The 17335-nt window shown below is 61.0% G+C and carries 13 protein-coding genes and 1 pseudogene; 5 read left to right on the top strand and 9 right to left on the bottom strand.

The features are described 5' to 3' along the window. Positions 1–158: 158 nt before the first annotated feature. Together VFO93_RS11875 and VFO93_RS11870 are read left to right on the top strand one after the other, a co-directional pair. Positions 159–851, top strand: a pseudogene (locus VFO93_RS11875) (YifB family Mg chelatase-like AAA ATPase); the annotation flags it as partial. Positions 852–863: 12 nt separating this feature from the next. After that, positions 864–1898, top strand: a complete 1035-nt coding sequence (locus VFO93_RS11870; RefSeq protein WP_325134588.1) for a quinone-dependent dihydroorotate dehydrogenase — start codon at positions 864–866, stop codon at positions 1896–1898. Here the strand turns inward: VFO93_RS11870 and VFO93_RS11865 are convergent. Both VFO93_RS11865 and VFO93_RS11860 read right to left on the bottom strand, forming a co-directional pair. Further along, on the bottom strand, positions 1843–2529 hold the full coding sequence (locus VFO93_RS11865) for a hypothetical protein (RefSeq protein ID WP_325134587.1): 687 nt from the start codon (positions 2527–2529) through the stop codon (positions 1843–1845). The genes VFO93_RS11870 and VFO93_RS11865 overlap by 56 nt on opposite strands. Before the next feature lie 168 nt (positions 2530–2697). Further along, positions 2698–3852 carry an acyloxyacyl hydrolase gene (locus tag VFO93_RS11860; RefSeq protein ID WP_325134586.1) on the bottom strand — a complete coding sequence of 385 codons (1155 nt, stop codon included), beginning with the start codon at positions 3850–3852 and terminating at the stop codon, positions 2698–2700. A gap of 215 nt (positions 3853–4067) precedes the next feature. Here VFO93_RS11860 and VFO93_RS11855 point away from each other — a divergent pair, with 215 nt between their 5' ends. From VFO93_RS11855 to VFO93_RS11845, 3 genes are all read left to right on the top strand, one after another. Next, positions 4068–4739 (top strand): porin family protein, encoded by a 672-nt coding sequence (locus tag VFO93_RS11855; RefSeq protein WP_325134585.1) that lies wholly within the window; start codon positions 4068–4070, stop codon positions 4737–4739. Positions 4740–4873: 134 nt separating this feature from the next. Then, on the top strand, positions 4874–5500 hold the full coding sequence (locus tag VFO93_RS11850; protein ID WP_325134584.1) for a porin family protein: 627 nt from the start codon (positions 4874–4876) through the stop codon (positions 5498–5500). A gap of 121 nt (positions 5501–5621) precedes the next feature. Then, on the top strand, positions 5622–6245 hold the full coding sequence (locus VFO93_RS11845; RefSeq protein WP_325134583.1) for a porin family protein: 624 nt from the start codon (positions 5622–5624) through the stop codon (positions 6243–6245). Positions 6246–6322: 77 nt separating this feature from the next. Here the strand turns inward: VFO93_RS11845 and VFO93_RS11840 are convergent, their stop codons facing one another. From VFO93_RS11840 to VFO93_RS11810, 7 genes are all read right to left on the bottom strand, one after another. After that, positions 6323–7693: a dipeptidase gene (locus VFO93_RS11840; RefSeq protein ID WP_325134582.1), complete on the bottom strand. Its 1371-nt coding sequence runs from the start codon at positions 7691–7693 to the stop codon at positions 6323–6325. Between the two features lie 160 nt (positions 7694–7853). Continuing rightward, a complete protein-coding gene (gene plsY / locus VFO93_RS11835; RefSeq protein WP_325134581.1) occupies positions 7854–8492 on the bottom strand; it encodes a glycerol-3-phosphate 1-O-acyltransferase PlsY in 639 nt (212 codons plus the stop codon). A 58-nt stretch (positions 8493–8550) separates the two neighbouring features. After that, positions 8551–14106 (bottom strand): hypothetical protein, encoded by a 5556-nt coding sequence (locus VFO93_RS11830; protein ID WP_325134580.1) that lies wholly within the window; start codon positions 14104–14106, stop codon positions 8551–8553. A gap of 58 nt (positions 14107–14164) precedes the next feature. Next, complete coding sequence (gene prmA / locus VFO93_RS11825; RefSeq protein ID WP_325134579.1) at positions 14165–14995, bottom strand: 50S ribosomal protein L11 methyltransferase; 831 nt, start codon at positions 14993–14995, stop codon at positions 14165–14167. Positions 14996–15139: 144 nt separating this feature from the next. After that, on the bottom strand, positions 15140–15490 hold the full coding sequence (locus VFO93_RS11820) for a DUF6150 family protein (protein ID WP_325134578.1): 351 nt from the start codon (positions 15488–15490) through the stop codon (positions 15140–15142). 155 nt (positions 15491–15645) lie between these two features. Beyond that, positions 15646–16410 carry a triose-phosphate isomerase gene (gene tpiA / locus VFO93_RS11815; RefSeq protein WP_325134577.1) on the bottom strand — a complete coding sequence of 255 codons (765 nt, stop codon included), beginning with the start codon at positions 16408–16410 and terminating at the stop codon, positions 15646–15648. Between the two features lie 71 nt (positions 16411–16481). Next, positions 16482–17267, bottom strand: a complete 786-nt coding sequence (locus VFO93_RS11810) for a tryptophan-rich sensory protein (protein WP_325134576.1) — start codon at positions 17265–17267, stop codon at positions 16482–16484. Between the last annotated feature and the right edge of the window lie 68 nt (positions 17268–17335).

Below are 17335 nucleotides of genomic sequence, written 5' to 3'. Positions count from 1 at the left end.
AAGCAGTCGCACTAACTTGTGTCAGATTTCGCAAATGATGTTGGTAATGATGTGTAAACCGCAATCAGCCAACTATGCCCTTTCTTCCTCCCTACTAGCAATATACCGTCTAGATTGCGACGAGAATGAATTCCCTAAATTCGCAGGAACTTCTGTATTTGACAGGCGGCGGCGGCAACCCGCAGCCCGGCGAAATCTCGCTTTCGCACAATGGCGTGCTGTTCCTCGACGAGCTGCCCGAGTTTAAGCGCACCGTGCTGGAGGTGATGCGCCAGCCGCTGGAGGAGCGCCGCGTCACAATTTCGCGGGCCAAAGTAAGCATTGATTTTCCGGCCAATTTCATGTTGATAGCCAGCATGAACCCCTGTCCCTGTGGCTATTACAACCACCCCGAAAAAGAGTGCGTGTGCGGCCCCGGCGTGGTGCAAAAGTACCTCAACAAGGTGAGCGGCCCGCTGCTCGACCGCATCGACCTGCACGTGGAGGTTACGCCCGTGACCTTCGACCAGATGACCGAAACGCGCAAGGCCGAAACCAGCGCCGACATTCAGCAGCGCGTAGAAAAGGCCCGCGAAATTCAGACCCAACGCTTCGCCGACTTCCCCGACATCCACTCCAACGCCATGATGCCCTCGCAGATGGTGAAGGATATTTGCCAGATAAGCCCCGCCGGCCGCGACCTGCTCAAAACCGCCATGGAGCGCCTCGGCCTCAGCGCCCGCGCTTACGACCGCATCCTGAAAGTGGCGCGCACTATCGCCGACCTCGCGGGCACCGAAGCGATTGAAATTCAACACTTAGCCGAGGCCATTCAGTACCGCTCGCTCGACCGCGAGGGCTGGGCAGGATAATATATTTTGATTATGTATAAGCAATTCGCCAAACCCCTGCTTTTCAAGCTCGACGCCGAGCGCGCTCACCATTTCACGTTTGATAACCTAAAGCGGGCGGCGGGCCTGCCGGGCGCCAAAAGCGTGCTGCGCGGCCTCTACGACTACCAGCACCCGAGCCTGGCGCGCGAGGTGTTCGGCCTGAAATTTCCGAACCCCGTGGGGTTGGCCGCCGGCCTCGACAAAAACGCCGTGCTCACCGACGAGCTGGCTACGATGGGCTTTGGCTTCGTGGAAATCGGGACCGTGACGCCCCGGCCGCAGCCCGGCAACCCGCAGCCGCGCCTGTTTCGGCTGCCCCAGGATGAGGCGCTGATTAACCGCATGGGCTTCAACAACGACGGGGCCACGGTGGTGGCCGAGCGCCTGAGCCAGCGGAAAAACCGGCAGCTCATCATCGGCGGCAACATCGGCAAAAACAAGGACACACCCAACGAGCAGGCCGCCCAAGACTACGTAGCCGCTTACGAGGCGCTGGCCGAGGAGGTCGATTATTTTGTGGTCAACGTGAGCTCGCCCAACACGCCGGGCCTGCGCGAGCTGCAAGATAAGAAGCCGCTTATCAGCCTCTTGCAGGCCGTGCAGGAGCGCAACCAGGCCCGCGCCACGCCGCGCCCGCTGCTGCTCAAAATCGCGCCCGACCTCACCGACGCCCAGCTCGACGACATCCTGGAAATCGCCCGCGAAACCAAGCTAAGCGGCCTGGTGGCGACGAATACTACCATTGCCCGGCCCGAGAGCCTGCGCACGCCAGCCGCCACCGTGGCGGCCCACGGCGCGGGCGGCCTCAGCGGGCGGCCCCTGCGCGAGCGGGCCACCGAGGTAGTGCGCTACCTGCATCGGCACAGCCAGGGCGGGCTGCCCATCATCGGGGCGGGCGGCATCCACTCGGCGCAGGATGCGCTGGATAAGCTGGCGGCGGGCGCGAGTCTGGTGCAGCTTTACACCGGCTTTATTTATGAAGGGCCGGGGCTGGTGAGCCAGATAAACCGGGCGCTGGTGCGGTAGTTACCCGCTGCTGCCGCACCCGTCGGTGCCACCACGCGATGACGGGCACGCCCAGCACCGTGGGCCATAAAAAGCTATACGGGAAAGGAATAAAGTGCAGGCTGGTAGCCGAAAAGGCCGTAACGGCCGCGATGTACGAGGCCATAAAACCCGAAATATGGTTGAGCAGCCACTGGCTTTTGCTCCAGCGGCCGGCTTGGGCGTAGCCGCGCAGCTGCCGCCCCGCCGTAATCGCCCCGATGCCGCCGAACACCGTCACGGGTACGTTGCCAGTGGCTAGGCCGTAGCCCACGGTACCTACGAATACCGCCAGCCCCGCGCCAGCCAGCACCCAGTCGAGCAGGGCCACGCGGGCATCCCAGGCGAGGGGCTTGAGGAAAACCGAGCGGTAGCCGAAGACCGCCATGTAGAGGCTAAACACCGCCGTGAGCAGCAGAAACAGACTGTGAATGTGCTGCGCGCCCGCCAGCGCCGTGGTGCCCGCCACCACCATTGCCCAGAAGAAAATCTTGCCCCAGCGCCGGTGCGCCGGCCCGCCCTTGCGCACGGCCAGCGCCACCGGAGCCACAAAAAACCCGACGAAACCAGCCGCAATGTGCAGCCAGCGATTGAGCAAAAAGAAGGTTTCCATGACGAGCGCCGGGGCGGCTTTTGGTTGATAGCCGAAAGATGGTGGCTTACCCGGCACCTCTCAACTTGCAACTACCCGAAGCCGCGCTAGCTGCGCCCGAAGTGTAGTGTGAGCCCGCCGAATCGTTTGGCTTGCTTCGCTGCGCTCGCAAAAACAACCCAAATTTGACTACCGCTTGGCGAGCTTGGCCCCTACTTTAAACTCAATCACGTCGGCCGCGCCGCGGTGGATTTTCAGGTCTATCGCCCCAAATACCACGTCGGTGAACTGGTAGCGCAGCCCCAGCCGCTCGTAGTAAAAGGCGTTGGATTTGTAGGGGTTATAAAAATATACGCCCAGGTGCGACACAAACGCCAGCCGCCCAAACAGCAACTCGTGGCCCATGAAAACGCCGGCTTTTTTAACATCGACCAGCTTGCCGCCGCTGCGGGTGGTATCCTTTTGCGCCGCCAGTAGCGAGCGGTCGTAAAAGCCTTCGAGGCCTACCAGCAAATTGCTCTTGCGGTTCACGCGGCGGCCGGCGGCCACGGTGATGGAATTGACGAAATACTTCTTGTCGTCGCTCAGGCCAAACTGCTTGTAGCCCAGGCTCGTACTGGCCAGCAGGAAATTGTGGCCCACGTCGGTGGGGACGGGGGCCAGGTAGGGCACCGTGGGCGCGGGGCGCTGCTGGTGGTAGTTGAGCCCCAGCACCAGCGAGGGCAGGTTGACCCCAAAATTGGGCTTGGTGGTGGCCCCGTTGGAGTAGTGGTTGACGGCCACGCCCACCAGCAGGCCCAGGTGCTCGCTCAGGGCGTAGTCGTATTCCACGCGCAGCTGCAAGGTGGCATTCAGCGGCGAGCTGACGATGGTGTTCTTGCGGTTGGTTTGCAGGTCGAAGGGGTTGGTAAACCACGCCAGCCCCGCGCCCAGCCGAAAGCTCAACTCCTGCCGCCGCGTGCGCAAAAACGGCTTGCTGATGTACAGCGAAGCCGCGTAGCTGCGGTCCAGAATGGGGTTGTGGTAGTCGTAGTACACCAGCGCTAGGCCTACTTTGGGGTACTTATACCAGCCGTGCCAGGCGGCGCGGCCGGTGGTTTGGCGCTGCGCATTCAGCTCGAAGCCCGTGGGGTGCGAGGCCGCCAGGTGGCTGATGGCCGCCGTGTGGTTGAGGATGAAGCTGCCCTGGGCGTAGGCCCCCAGCACCAGCGGCGGCCGGGCCGCCTGCACGGCCACCGAGTCGTAGGCGGCCGGTGTGGGCGCTACCTGCTGGGCCTGGGCCTGCCCCGCCGCGCAGCCTGCGGCCAGCACAATGGCTCGGACACTCGTTTTTTTCCTCGTCAATATCCTACTAAACCTCAGATAGGGCATAAAGCTGGCAGCAAACCAGTTCCAAAAATACGCGCCTAATCGCACTGGAAACTGCTACTCCGAATAAAAGTAATTTTTTCTCAAACTGTAACCCTGCCCCAACGGCGCTTGTATAAGGCGCATTTCCGGTCTACTGCATTTCGCTATTCATCTTACCGGCCGGTTTTATCCACACCTTTTTTTCAGCCATGAAAAAATTCATTCTATCACTCGCCGTTCTTGCTAGCGCTGCTGGCGTTGCTAATGCCCAGACTGGCATCAAGGTTGGCTTGAAAGGCGGCTTCAACGGCTCTACTTTCTCGGGTACCGACTCTAAAGGTTCGGAATACAAGGCTGGCTTCGCGGCCGGTGGTTTTGTAAACTTCGGTGTTTCGGACAACTTCTCGGTTCAACCTGAGTTTCTGTACTCGCAGAAAGGTGCTTCCGTTGATGACTTTCAAGTAAGCGGTCGTACGCTGAAAAGCACGCTCGGCTACCTCGATGTGCCCATCATGCTGCGTTACAACGTAGGCGAAGACGGCAAAGGCTTCTTCGTGGAGCTTGGCCCGCAGGGTAGCTTCGTGCTACACAACCGTGACTTCATTCAGACCGGCGGTGTAAACACGCAGCAGACGGAGAACACCAGCACTAACGACCTCAATAAAGTAGTAATTGGCTATGTAGGTGGCCTGGGCTACCAAATTACTAGCGGCCTGCAAATCGGTCTGCGCTACACCGGCGATTTTTCGCGTGTGTACAAAGAAGGCGCTTCTACTTCGCTCAAGGCTGGTTCGGCTAACAACGCCCAGTTCGTACAAAACCCCAACGTTCGCAACTCGGTATTCCAACTTCAGGTTGGCTACGCTTTCGGCGGCAAATAATATCGCTTGCCTTAAAGCGAGTTAACAATTCAATAAAAACCCGATCATTGCAAAATGGTCGGGTTTTTTGTGCTGCTGGCAGATACTTCCGCTACCTTTGCCAGGCACTCATGCTATATACACTTTTTTCTGTAATGAAAAAATTTTTCCTCTCTCTGGGGCTGCTAGCGGGTATTTCAACGGCCGCCCAAGCTCAATCAACCAAATTCGGTATCAAAGCTGGCGCTTCGCTCACCAACTTTGCAGGCGGCGGAGCCAGTGGCCAAGGTTTATTCGGCTTTAATGGCGGAGCCTTCGCCAACTTCGCGCTTAGCGACGCTATCTCAATCCAACCCGAGGTACTTTACTCCATGAAGGGCTTTCGGCGGGAAGCATCGGATAACTTCTACGGCACAACCTTTAATGTCAAGGCTACCTCTCGCCTGCACAATATCGACGTTCCCGTGCTGGCTCGCGTCACGGCTAACGGCTTGTTCATGGAGTTTGGTCCGCAGCTTGGGTTTAACATAGCTGCTAAAAGCAAATCAGAGGTTACGCAAGGCTCCCGGACTACTACCAGCAAAGATGATTTCAAAAACGAAATCAATACTGTGGAGCTTGGTTTTGCAACTGGCGTAGGCTATCAATTGACCAACGGGGCTGGTATTGGCCTGCGCTACAATGGTGGCCTCACCAACATCAGCAAAAACAATAGGACGTCATCAGCCGTTCGTAACAGCGCCTTTCAACTGTATCTGAGCTTCCTATTTGGCGGCAAATAAATCTCTAAACCTAAGCTACTTGCAGCCGGCTCTTGCACGAGAGCCGGCTTTTTTCATACCCAACAGCCTTGGCAGCGAGCCGTAAATTTGCCTTTTTCGGCCACTTTCTTACTTCTACTCAATGAAAAAATCGACGATAGCCTTACTAGCCTTAAGCCTGACTGCCAGCACTGCCGCGCAGGCACAGCGGGGCCGCAGCGGCGGCGGTAGCCCCAGCGTATCGTTGGGTTTGAAGGCGGGCGCTTCACTCACCAGCTTCACCGGGGCCGACGCCAAGGCGTATGACAACCGCTTCGGGTTTCACGCAGGCGTGTTTGCCAACATTGGGCTTACCAAGCTTTTTGCGTTCCAGCCCGAGTTGCTGTATTCGCAGAAGGGAACCAACTACGACAATGTGACTGATGTATCGCAGCGCTTGCACTATGTCGATGTACCGCTCGCGTTTCACGTCAATTCTGGCGGGCTGTTTTTCGAAGCTGGCCCGCAGGTAGGCTTTCTGGTAGGCGCCAAGTACCAGAGCGGCAGCGCTTCTACCGATATAAAAAGCACGCTTAACAGCGTCGATTTTGGTTACCTCTTCGGGCTGGGCTATCAGCTCAAGCACGGCCTCGGGGTAGGCCTGCGCTACAACGGCGGCTTCACCAACGTAGACAAAGCCGCCACCTTCGGCAACCTGACCGTGCAGCGCCGCGCCCGCAACAGCGCCTTCCAGCTTTACCTCACCTACTCGGTAAGCGGCCGCTAGGCCGCGCTGGCGGCCATTAAAAAGCCCGATTCCTGCGCAGGAATCGGGCTTTTTACTTTTACAGGGCAACTACTCCCCTACTCGCCGGCCGCGTACTCGCGGTAGAATTCGGGGATGGTTTCGATGCCTTTCAGGAAGTTGAAGACGCCGAAATGCTCGTTGGGCGAGTGGATGGCGTCGGAGTCGAGGCCGAAGCCGAGCAGCACCGAGTCGAGGCCCAATTCGGTTTTGAACATGGCCACGATGGGGATGGAGCCGCCGCCGCGCGTGGGCACCGGCTTTTTGCCGAAGGTGGTGGTCATGGCGCGGGCGGCGGCGCGGTAGGCGGCCGAGTCGGTAGGTGTCACCACGGGCTCGCCGCCGTGGTGCGGCGTTACCTTCACCGTAACGCCGGCCGGCGCAATGCTCTCAAAGTGCTTCTGAAACAGCGCCGTAATCTCGTCGCTGGTTTGGTGCGGCACCAGGCGCATCGATATTTTAGCGTAGGCCTTGCTGGCGATTACCGTCTTAGCACCCTCGCCGGTGTAGCCGCCCCAGATACCGTTGACATCGAGCGTGGGCCGGATGCTGGTGCGCTCGGGGGTAGTGAAGCCGGCCTCGCCGGCGGCGGCGGGCAGCCCGATGCTGGCATCAAACTCCGCTTGCGAAAACGGGGCCTGGGCCATCTCGGCGCGCTCGGCGGCGCTGAGCTCGGCCACGTTGTCGTAGAAGCCGGGGATGGTGATGTGACGGTTTTCGTCGTGCAGGCTGCTTATCATGTCGCAGAGCGCGTTGATGGGGTTCATCACCGCGCCGCCGTAGAGGCCGGAATGCAGGTCGCGGTTGGGGCCGGTCACTTCTACCTCGTGGTAGCTGAGGCCGCGCAGCCCTACCTCGATGCTGGGCACATCGTTGGCCAGAATGCCGGTATCGGAGATGAGGATGACGTCGGCGGCGAGCTTCGCCTTGTTTTCGCGCACGAAGATGGCGAGGTTGTTCGAGCCCACTTCCTCTTCGCCTTCAATCATGAATTTGAGGTTGCAGGGCACGCCTGCGCCGCCGTCGCGCAGCATCATTTCGAGCGCCTTCACGTGCATGTACACCTGGCCTTTGTCGTCGCAGGCCCCACGAGCGTATATTTTCTCGTCCTTAATTACCGGCTCGAAGGGCGGCGAGGTCCACAGCTCGTAGGGGTCGGCGGGCTGCACGTCGTAGTGGCCATACACGAGAACGGTGGGCCGGTCGGGGCCGGCCATGTACTCGCCGTACACGATGGGGTTGCCGGCCGTGGGGCACAGCTCGACGTGGGTAGCTCCGGCCTCGCGCAGGCGCTCGGCCAGGAAATCGGCCGCGCGCAGCACGTCGCCGTGAAACTTGGGGTCGGCCGAAACGGACGGGATGCGCAGCCAGTCGATTAGCTCTTCAAGAAAGCGGTTTTGATGCTGAGTCAGGTAGGTGGGAGTTGGCATATAAGCAGGAAAAATATTGTGCAAAAGTAATGGTTTGGTCACAAGCACCTTGCCCAGCAGGTAGCGCTAAGCTCTGATAAGTGCAATTCGCCCCTTGAATTAGGCTAAATACTCGCCCAACCGGCCTAAAGCCAGGGTGGCCGGCCGCTGCGCCTTCCTTCTACCGCTTGCCCCACAGCGGCACGCGGCTTTCGGTGCCCGCCCGCAGCCGGCCGATGTTGGCGCGGTGGGTATAGATAAGCATGGCCGCCAGCACAAAGCCAAACCAGATTTGCAGTGAGTTAGCGGGCCGAAAAGCAGGCAGCAGCTGTAAAAACGCAAAGGCCACGCCGGCCGTCATGCTGCTCAGCGACACGTAGCGCGTGGTGCCCAGCACCACCAGAAACACCAGCAGCGCCACCCCCACCGTAGCCGGCGCGATAGCCAACATCATCCCCAGAATGGTAGCTACCCCCTTGCCACCCCGAAACTGCGCCAGCACCGGGTAGATGTGCCCCACCACCGCCAGCACCCCGCACGCCAGGCGGAAGTAAAACAGGTTTTCGGGCGCGATAACCTGCTGGCTCAGCAGCCAGTTGGGCAGGAAGTACGCCGCCGCAAAACCCTTAAAGGCATCGAATAGCAGCACAAACGTGCCCGCTTTCTTGCCCAGCACCCGGAAGGTATTGGTGGCCCCGGCATTGCCCGAGCCGTGCTCGCGGATGTCGGCCAGCTGAAAAAACCACCGCCCTACCCACAGGGCCGTCGGGATGGAACCAAGCAGGTAGGCGGCCAGCAGCGCGAGTACAATGTAGAGCATACGGAAGGGTGGGTTGAAAACAAAAGTACCCCGAAGCAGGGCTTCGGGGCACTTGAGCTTACGAATCGCCGAAGGGGTCGTCCTCGGCTTTCTTCTTTTTCTTCGACTTCTTGCCGGGGTCGGTAGTCGGCTCGGCCGAGGGGTCGGCGGCGGGCTCAGGGGCCGCCTCGGCCTCTTTCTTTTTCTCCTTCTTCGACTTCTTGCCCGTGTCTTCGGCGGGGGTAGCGGTGGGGTCGGCGGCGGGCGCGGCCTCTTTCTCCTTGGCTTTCTCCTTCTCCTTTTTGGCGGGTTCGGCAGCGGCCGGGGCTATTTCACCGTCAGCGAAGGGGTCGTTGTCCTTCTTCTTTTTCTTGGATTTCTTGCCCGCGTCGGCGTCGGTGGTAGGGTCGGCGCTTGGGGGCGGCGTTATTTCGCCATCGCCGAAGGGGTCGTCCGACTTCTTCTTTTTCTTCTTGCCCTTGTCGGTGTCTACCTCAGGTGCGGGCTCGGGGGCGGCGGGGCGGGCGGCGAGCTTGCCCGACTTGCCCAAATACTCGCGCTCGAAGTGCGAGCGGAAGCCATCGACATCCGAGTAATCGCCCAGAAACACGCCAAACTCGGTGGCCGTGTTGGGGTCGCCCTTGGCCTTGCCGCCCACCAAGCCGTTGTAGGTTTCGCTCGACGACATCGTGACCACGATATTATTAGCGTAGCGGATGTAGTACCACGTCTGCGGGTCGGCCTCCAGATACACCTCTACCTGGTCGGTCGAGTTTTCGCGCTTGATTTCGATGTAGCCATCCACCAGCGCGTTGAGGCCGCGCTTGTTGATGCCCGCCACCCCGATTTTACCCACCGAGTGCCAGGCTTTGCGCTTGGCACTCCAGCGCAGGTTGGCGCGGCTCAAGGTCAGCGAGTGGATGAGCTTGGGCGATACCGTTGCCAGCAGCGGCGGGGCCGTGTTGGGCGAGCGGCTGGCGTAGGCTTCGGTGGCTTTGTTGCCGGCCAGCTGGCCTATCTTGTACAGCTCGGCGGTGGAGCCGTCGAGGGCCGGCTGCCCATTCTTGGTTACCTGGCCCAGGTTGGCGGCCATCACATCGAGGGCCTTGCTGGTCATGTTGATGTCGAAGCCCAGCAGCGCATCTACCTGATAGCGGGCGCTGTCGGGGTTGGCCTGGCCCACGCCGGCCGCCGTGAGGCCGTAGTTTTTATTGCTCACAATGAAATTCATCGGCCCCCGGAAGTCCACGCGGCCGTTGGTTTCGTTGTAGGTCAGCACCGCGCCCTCGTACTGCTTGGGGTCGGCGGGGTCAATTTTCGAGATGGTGTACTCGCCGGTTTTGGCGGCGTAACGCAGTTTGCCATCCACGGCCAGCACGGGCAGGTCGGCTTCCGTGGCTTTGGCCGCCGCGTAGCGCGGGTATAGCTTGTTGTCGGCGTCCGACAAGAACAGGCCGGTTACCAGCTCGGTCCCATCCTCGGTTTTAGGCTTGCTCAAAGTCAGCACCACGTTTTTGGGGTCGATGCTATCCTGCACCGCAAACCAATCGGAGGCGCCTTTCAGCTTGCCAAATTGCAGCTGCACCTGCCCGTCGAAGATGAGGCCACGCTTCTGCGAATTCAAACTGATGCCGCCGCGGTAGCCGATGCTGGGCGCCAGCTGAAACTTCTGGTTGTTATCGACGCTGGCCGTGGCCGTGGTAGCCACGCTGGGCGGCGTGGCACTGGCGGCCGGCGAGCGGCGCAGCAGGCTAAACCGCTTTTTGCTGGCCTGGCTCACCAGGGCCGACGAATCGGACCGGAAATTGGTGAATTTCATGGCCACCGAGTCGCCGGTAGCGGTGCGCGAAATGTAGCGCGCATCGCCACTAAAGGCATCGCGCGAGGTCACGGTGATGTTGCCGCCCGTCAGCTTGTGAAACCGCTCCAGCGAGTCGAGCAGCACCGTAGCCCGGCGCAGGGTCTGAATTTTGCCGCCGCCGGCCACCGTCACGCGGCCCGAGTCGGGCACTATCCAGGCGTCGGCCGCCGCGATGTAGGGCACGCCCTTGGTGGCGAGCAGCGACTTCGTAATGTCGTAGGAGGCCGAAGTAGCCTTAAACTTCAGGCCCTTTTGCTCGGGCCGGGTCGAGGCCACGTAAGCGGCCGCGTTGGCATCGGTTGTTTTCAGCGTCACGCGCTTCTTTTTGAAGTCCCAGCGCCCCTCGCTCAGCCCGGTGCGGAAGCCCGCGTAGGGCAAATCGAGACTGGCCGTGCTACCCTCGTCGCGCTTAAACTCGGCCACGCCGTTCTTGAGGTCGTAGCTGAAATTGGTGTCGTTGGCCGTGAGGGCGGGCTTGCCGGCCTGGGCCGATTTCACGCTCAGCACCGCCTTCTTGCCCGAGTACGAGTCGTTTTTAAACGTCAGCGACTCCGAGCGCACGTAGCTCTGCGGGCCGTCGAGGCGGCCGTCGCCGCCCAGGCCCTTGGGCGTCAGCAGCATACTACCCTTGAAGGTGTGGTCGGCGTACATCTTCACCGGGGCGGTTTTGGCGGTCGTCATCAGGTGCAGCGAGTCCGACTTCGCATTCCAGTTGATGAGGTAGCCGGGCGGCATCGTTACCTTCGGAAAGTTGGCCCCGGCCGCGATAGCGCCCGCTTTGCCCTCGCCGGTCAGCGAGTCGCCGTACATCACGAAGCGGTCACTTTGCAGGGTCGCGCCGAGGTAGGTTACGGTGCCGTCCGACTGCAAGCCCTGCGAGTTGAGGCGCACCTTGGCCCCGCCCGAGAGCTTACCCTTGCCGCCGTACAGGGCGTAGCCCGTGGCTGGCACCGTGTGCACGAAGCCCAGCGAGCCATCCTCTTGCGTCGTCATGGTCGTCTTAATCGGCGGCAGCGCCTTACTGTGGAATACCCCCACCACGTTGGCCCGCGACTTGCCCGTGCCCATCGAGTCGAACTTGAAGGGTGGCACGTCGAAGTAAGTAGTCGAGTCGTAAGCGCCGCCCAGCACGTCGGGCTTGTTAAAGAATACCGTGGCCCCCGAAGTCGAGTTAAAGGCCGGGTATTTGCCCAGCTTTTTGCGCCCCGAGCGGTTTTTGGGGTCGTTCAGGAATAGGCGCCCGCTTTGCGTATTACCCTTGTTGGTGAGGGTGAAATCGGTGGGGCGGGTAGTGTTTTTGCCGGCCGCTTTCTTAGGTGCCTTGCTGCGAATGGTCAGCGAGTCGATGTGCGGCATATCAATATAGTAGCCGTCGTAGTCGAACTGAAAGTCCTTGCCTTTAAACCGATAGGCCGACGCAACCACCCGCCCGCTAAAGTGCAGATTGCGGTTGCGCTCGATGCGGACCACGCCGCTATCGGGCCGCACCACCACGGCCGCCGAGTCGTCGCTGAAACTGAATTGCTCTACCCCGCGCACCAGCATCTGGTCGGTATTGAGGTTGAGCGTGGCCGAGCGCCCCGAGCCGGTGAGCGACTTAATAGCGATGTGGTCGAAGTCCTTTTTTTCGCGGGCCGCGCCCACGTAGTGCGTGCCCTTGGGCAGCAGCGTTACCTGGCCGGTTTGGGGCTGCACCTCCACGTAGCCGTCGCGGGCCAAACTCACCACGGCCGAGCGCAGGTTGGCTTCGGGTATCTGCACGGCCTCGGCCACGTCGCGCACCGACATGGTTTGCACCTTGCCATGCTCTTGGCTGTAGCCCAGCAGCATTTGCAGCGGGTGCAGGTGGTTGATGCTCTTGAGCTGCTGGTAGCGCACGTTGGAGAAGAAATTCTTGCTCTCAAAATCGGCCGATACCTGGTTGGGCGAGGTGTAGATGCTGAAGTTAATCTTGGGCTCGCGCAGGTTCCAGGTCACCATTTCGGCCCGCACGTCTACCTGGTGGTACGAGTCGGAATAGGGCGTTTTGCGGAACGTGCCATCTTCCTGCAATAGCTTGAGGCTTTGCTTATTTTTCAAATATTTCAGCTCCACGCCGGGGTGCGTGATGGAGTCGTGCGCAGCCTCGTACAAAGCCACCGCCGCCCGCGTCGTTGAGATTACCGAGTCGCCGAGCACGTAATTACGCGAGGTGGCCCGGAAGCGCCGCTTGCCCTCCTGCTGCACCGTGATGGTAGCCAGCGAGCCATCAAGCGCCGCCGACAGCAGCCGCTCGCCGGCCATCGACAAACCGCCCTGGTACGTGATGCCCTCGCCCATGTTCTTGAGCCGCACATCATTAGTAAGCGAGATAAAGCGCGGGTAGCCTGTGTCGCCGCTGGCCGGCTTGCGGCGCACGGCCTTGTAGCTCAGCGCGCCCTTCACCGGGGTTTCAAACAGGTAGGGGAACGTGAGCGTCACCGGCTGGGCCGTAAACTCGGGCTTGCTCAAATCAAAATCAAACGGCCCCAGCTCGGCCGACACGGGGTTGCTTTTGACGGTCCAGTCCATCTTGCCACCCGTGGCCAGGAAGCGGTTGCTCAGCACGGCCGTGGTGCCGCTCACCTTGTGCAGCACCATCGAGTCGCCGGCCGTGCCCATCACGATGTCGGCATCCTTAATATCTATCACCGGCCCGCTCACCGCCGGCGGGTAGTAAGCCGCCAGGGCAGCCGCCACCGAAGGCGCAAAGGGCACGTCGGGCTGGTCGAAACTATCGTTGGCGGGCGCGGCAGTAGCGGCCGGCTTAGCAGTTGGGGCTTTAACTGGTGCCTTCGCCACAGTTTTAACCGGCGCTTTCTTTTTGGGCGCGGGCGCGCCCCAGCCATCGTTGGCGGCGGGGGCGCCCCAACCGTCATTGGAGGCGGTTTTTTTCTTGGGCGGGGGCGGGCCCCAGCCGTCATCGCCCCAGCCGTCGTTCTTCTTTTTGGTCGGCGTAGTCGACCACAGGTCGCCGGTGTCCCAGCCATCACTGGCGCGTTTTTTCACTACCGGCTTGGGTTTGGGCTTAGCCTTCGCTACCGGCTTGACGGCAGCGGCGGGCTTGGCGGCCGGCAGGGGCGCGGGCTCGGCGGGCTTGTCATTGTCGAAGCTGAGGCCGGGCACAGCCTCAGTAGCCTTACCCTTGTGCACAAACGAGAACTGCCCGCCCGCCACGCGCAGCGAGTTGAAGCCCGAGCGGTACAAATACCCACCATTCAGCACCCGCGAGGTAGTAATCAGAAATTTCTCGGTGTCGCCCGTCGGGTCGCGCTCCAGCGACTGCCCCAACACCTCCAGCAGTTGGTCGAGCTGGGCGTCGCTCAGCTTCGCCTGGTTTTTGCCGCCTACGATGGCCGCGTAAAACGCCGCCAAATGCGGCTGCGGCCGGAATTTTTTATCGAGCAGCTTTTGCGACAGCTCCGCAATGCGCAGCTGCTGGCTGCTGGTGAGCGTGTTGCTACCCCACAGCTGGCGCAGCTTGTCGCCCGTCAGCTTGGCCGCGTTGTTGTTGGTAGCCAGCATCATCGTTCCCACATCGAGGATAAACTGCGCCGGGTCGGCCGAAAGGTGGCCGGTGTAGCGCTGGCTTACTGCTACCTGGCCGGGGCGGGTTTGGCCAGGCGCGCGGCCGTCGGGCGCGGCGGGGGCCGGCGGCTTGGCAGCGGGCGCGGTGCCGGGCTTGCCGGGTTGCGCCTGGGCCGGCAGCAGGTGGAGGAGGCTGGTGAAAAGTACGGCGGCGAAAAGTCGCTTCATAAGGTCGGGCAAAGGCTCGGGCGGCAATGTAGCGCGCCCGGCCTTTATCCCGAGCGACCTACAATTTTGTAAAAATAGCAGAAATCCAATTACGCAGCTCGCGGTGGCGCTCGTAGCGCAGCCCCTGCCGGGTGGCTTCGGCCGTTATTTTGGCCAAGTCTTCCTCATAAAACCCGCTGAACAAAATTGGTTTCCCGGCTGGCAGCAGCGCCGCGTAGGCGTGCATGTCTTCGAGCAATACGTTGCGGTTGATATTGGCCAGGATGATGTCAAACGGCTCCTCACCCGCCAGCACTTCCACGCCGCCCAGGCGGCATTCGATGGTGCGACAGTGATTTTCGGCGGCGTTGTCGCGGGCGTTTTCCACCGTCCAGGGCTCTACGTCTACGGCCAGCACCTGGCGCGCGCCCAGCATCTCGGCCATGATGGCCAGGATGCCCGTGCCGCAGCCCATGTCCAGCACGCGCTTGCCGTGGTGGTCAATATCCAGTTGATTTTCAATCATCAAAGCCGTCGTCTCGTGGTGACCGGTACCGAATGACATGCGCGGCATTATCTCCATGTCGTACTCCACGCCCTCGGGCTTGGGGTGGAATGGGGCGCGCACCGATACCCGCTCGGCGATGATGAGGGGCTGAAAATTCTTCTCCCACTCCGAGTTCCAGTTTTGCCGCGTGATGACGCGGTCGGAGTAGCTCAGCTCGCCGATGCCCTCGTAGCGGCTCATGATTTCGGCCACCGCGTCGGGGTTATAGTCGCCCTCGCCGATGTAGGCGCAAAAGCCTTCGTCGTTGTCCTCGAAGGTGTCGAAGCCTACTTCGCCCAGCTCGGCCACCAGCATGTCGGCCAGCTCGCGGGGGGCCTGCACCCGCAGTTCAGTATAATCCATTCTAAGTTTAAGTAAAGAAAATGTCCAAAAATTTAATAAATGTGCGAGATGTAAAAAATGTGAGAATGTGGAAATGCTGCAATCACTCCGCGAGTAATCTCAGCATTTCCACATTCTCACATTTTTTACATCTCGCACATTCTTTTAATTCGTCTTGCAACCCGCAAACGAGCGCACCTTTGTGTAGTGAATCGAGAACTCGGCCAAGTTGCGGTCGGTAGTGACGAACAAATTGTAATCGGCAAACGCGCGGTTGTCGGCCGGGTACCAGAGGCCAGCTTTATCGGCAAACAGCTTGTTGTTCTCGTTGTAAACCAGCACGTCGGCAAAGGTTTCTTCGGGCTCGATGTACACCGTAGCGAAGCAGTTGCTGCGCAAACGCGGGTCGGTTTCGAGGTAGATGGAGCCGTAAATTCTGCACGGCTCGACGCCGGCCGGGGCCGCTTTGGCGGGGGCCAGAGCGAGGAGCGCTGAGAGGATAAGCGAGAAAAACATGCGCGATAAGGTGGGTTTCTTAGCCGGATAAACTGCTGCCGGGCAAAATGCGTGCTAGCGCGCTTCTGGGCTCATGGGTGTAGAGACGCATACTTGCGTCTCGCGTCGGACGGGCTGAACAACGACGAGACGCAAATATGCGTCTTTACACTCGGCTAGAATGACGTCACAATCGTCACGAAATCACGCGATTTCAGCGACGCGCCGCCGATGAGGCCGCCGTCCACATCGGGCTGGCTGAACAGTTCGCGGGCATTCTGAGCATTGCACGAGCCGCCGTAGAGGATGGCGGTATTGTTGGCTGCCTCGGCGTCGTAGGCGCTGGCGATTTGCTCGCGGATGAAGGCGTGCACATCCTGCGCCTGCGCGGTAGTGGCCGTTTTGCCGGTGCCAATGGCCCAGATGGGTTCGTAGGCAATTACTACCTTGTCAAATTCCTCGTTGCTGAGGTGGAAGAGGCCGTCCTTCAGCTGCTTGGCGATGAAGTCGAAGGTTTCGTCGGCTTCGCGGGTTTCGAGGCTTTCGCCCACGCAGAAGATGGGGCGCAGGCCGGCGGCCAGGGCAGCTTTCAGCTTCTGGCTCAGCAGTTCGTCGTCTTCGTGGAAGTACTGCCGGCGCTCGGAGTGGCCCAGGATAACGTACTCGCAGCCTACCGATTGCAGCAGCTTGGCCGACACCTCGCCGGTGTAAGCGCCGCTTTCCTTTTGGTGGCAGTTTTGGGCACCCAGCGCCACGCGGCTGCCATCGAGCAGGCGGCCCACGGCGGGCAGCAGCGGAAAAGAGGGGCAGATAACCACCTGCGCCGCGTCGGGGCCGTGCTGCTCGTCGTGCAGCATTTGCACGATTTCCGAGGTCAGAGCCTGCGCCTCGGGCAGGGTGAGGTTCATTTTCCAGTTGCCGGCAACAAATTTCTGGCGCATTGCAAAGAGCAGTTTAAAGTAGAGTGGATGCGGGCAAAAGTACGCCCGGCCAGCGGCCGGAGCCCCCTGCCCTATCGCGCCGTTGAAGTGGGCCGCCGCTTGCGTAGCCAATCCAGTACCGCTCCCGTGGCCAGTGCCGCCGCCGCGCCCAGCGCTACCAGCGCCAGCGCCGGGTGCGCTTCGCGCTGCGCTACGTAGGTGCCCGCCAGGCCCCAGGCAATGGGCAGCGGTAGCAAAGCATCTTGCGCACGCTGGCCCAGCGCCGTGCCCAGCGCCGCCGCCACGGCTACCAGGCCATAGCTACCCGCCAGGCTGGCCTGGGCTGACCATTCCCAGCCTAGCGCGTCGCGCAGCCCAAAAATCACGTTCAGCACCGAGGCCAGCATTATCCAGCCCAGGTACAAGCTCAGAAACCACGCAGGCCAGGCCGGGGCATCGCCGCGCAGCACTACCGGCCGGGCGCGGGCATAAGCTACGGCCAGCAGCCCCAGGATGGCCAGCATTACGATGAGGCTCAGGCCGATGTGGCCGTAGCTGAATACCAGCGTCCAGCAAGTAGTGACGAGCACGGCCAGCGTGAGCACCGGCGTGAGGCGGCCGGGCAGCGGCGTGCGCCAGGCGGCGGGCCGCAATTGCCAGACAGTGTAGGCCACCAGCCCGCTGAAAATGACGCCCCAGATGCTAAATGAATAGCCAGCCGGCGTGATGAGCGTGGGGTGCCGGGCCGACATTTCGCCGTTGCTGAGCGCACCCTCGGGCGGGCGGGCATTGTAGATGTAGTTGACGTAGAGGCAGGCGGCGACGGCCACCGGCAACACAAAGCGCCAGACGCGGCTGGGTGAGGCTGTAGTTTCCATGCCCGCGCATACGCAAAAAAGCGCGGGACCGTGGCCGGCCCCGCGCTTAATGTTGCGCGGACTTTGTA

The sequence above is a fragment of the Hymenobacter sp. genome, assembly GCF_035709525.1.
GTDB lineage: Bacteria > Bacteroidota > Bacteroidia > Cytophagales > Hymenobacteraceae > Hymenobacter.
This window is presented reverse-complemented; position numbering and strand designations above follow the sequence as displayed.

Coding starts and splice junctions, on each gene's coding strand:
- VFO93_RS11855 (WP_325134585.1), top strand. CDS start 4,068: ATGAAAAAATTCATTCTATCACTCGCCGTTCTTGCTAGCGCTGCTGGC.
- tpiA (WP_325134577.1), bottom strand. CDS start 16,410: ATGCGCCAGAAATTTGTTGCCGGCAACTGGAAAATGAACCTCACCCTG.
- VFO93_RS11865 (WP_325134587.1), bottom strand. CDS start 2,529: ATGGAAACCTTCTTTTTGCTCAATCGCTGGCTGCACATTGCGGCTGGT.
- VFO93_RS11820 (WP_325134578.1), bottom strand. CDS start 15,490: ATGTTTTTCTCGCTTATCCTCTCAGCGCTCCTCGCTCTGGCCCCCGCC.
- VFO93_RS11870 (WP_325134588.1), top strand. CDS start 864: ATGTATAAGCAATTCGCCAAACCCCTGCTTTTCAAGCTCGACGCCGAG.
- VFO93_RS11830 (WP_325134580.1), bottom strand. CDS start 14,106: ATGAAGCGACTTTTCGCCGCCGTACTTTTCACCAGCCTCCTCCACCTG.
- plsY (WP_325134581.1), bottom strand. CDS start 8,492: ATGCTCTACATTGTACTCGCGCTGCTGGCCGCCTACCTGCTTGGTTCC.
- VFO93_RS11850 (WP_325134584.1), top strand. CDS start 4,874: ATGAAAAAATTTTTCCTCTCTCTGGGGCTGCTAGCGGGTATTTCAACG.
- VFO93_RS11810 (WP_325134576.1), bottom strand. CDS start 17,267: ATGGAAACTACAGCCTCACCCAGCCGCGTCTGGCGCTTTGTGTTGCCG.
- VFO93_RS11840 (WP_325134582.1), bottom strand. CDS start 7,693: ATGCCAACTCCCACCTACCTGACTCAGCATCAAAACCGCTTTCTTGAA.
- VFO93_RS11845 (WP_325134583.1), top strand. CDS start 5,622: ATGAAAAAATCGACGATAGCCTTACTAGCCTTAAGCCTGACTGCCAGC.
- prmA (WP_325134579.1), bottom strand. CDS start 14,995: ATGGATTATACTGAACTGCGGGTGCAGGCCCCCCGCGAGCTGGCCGAC.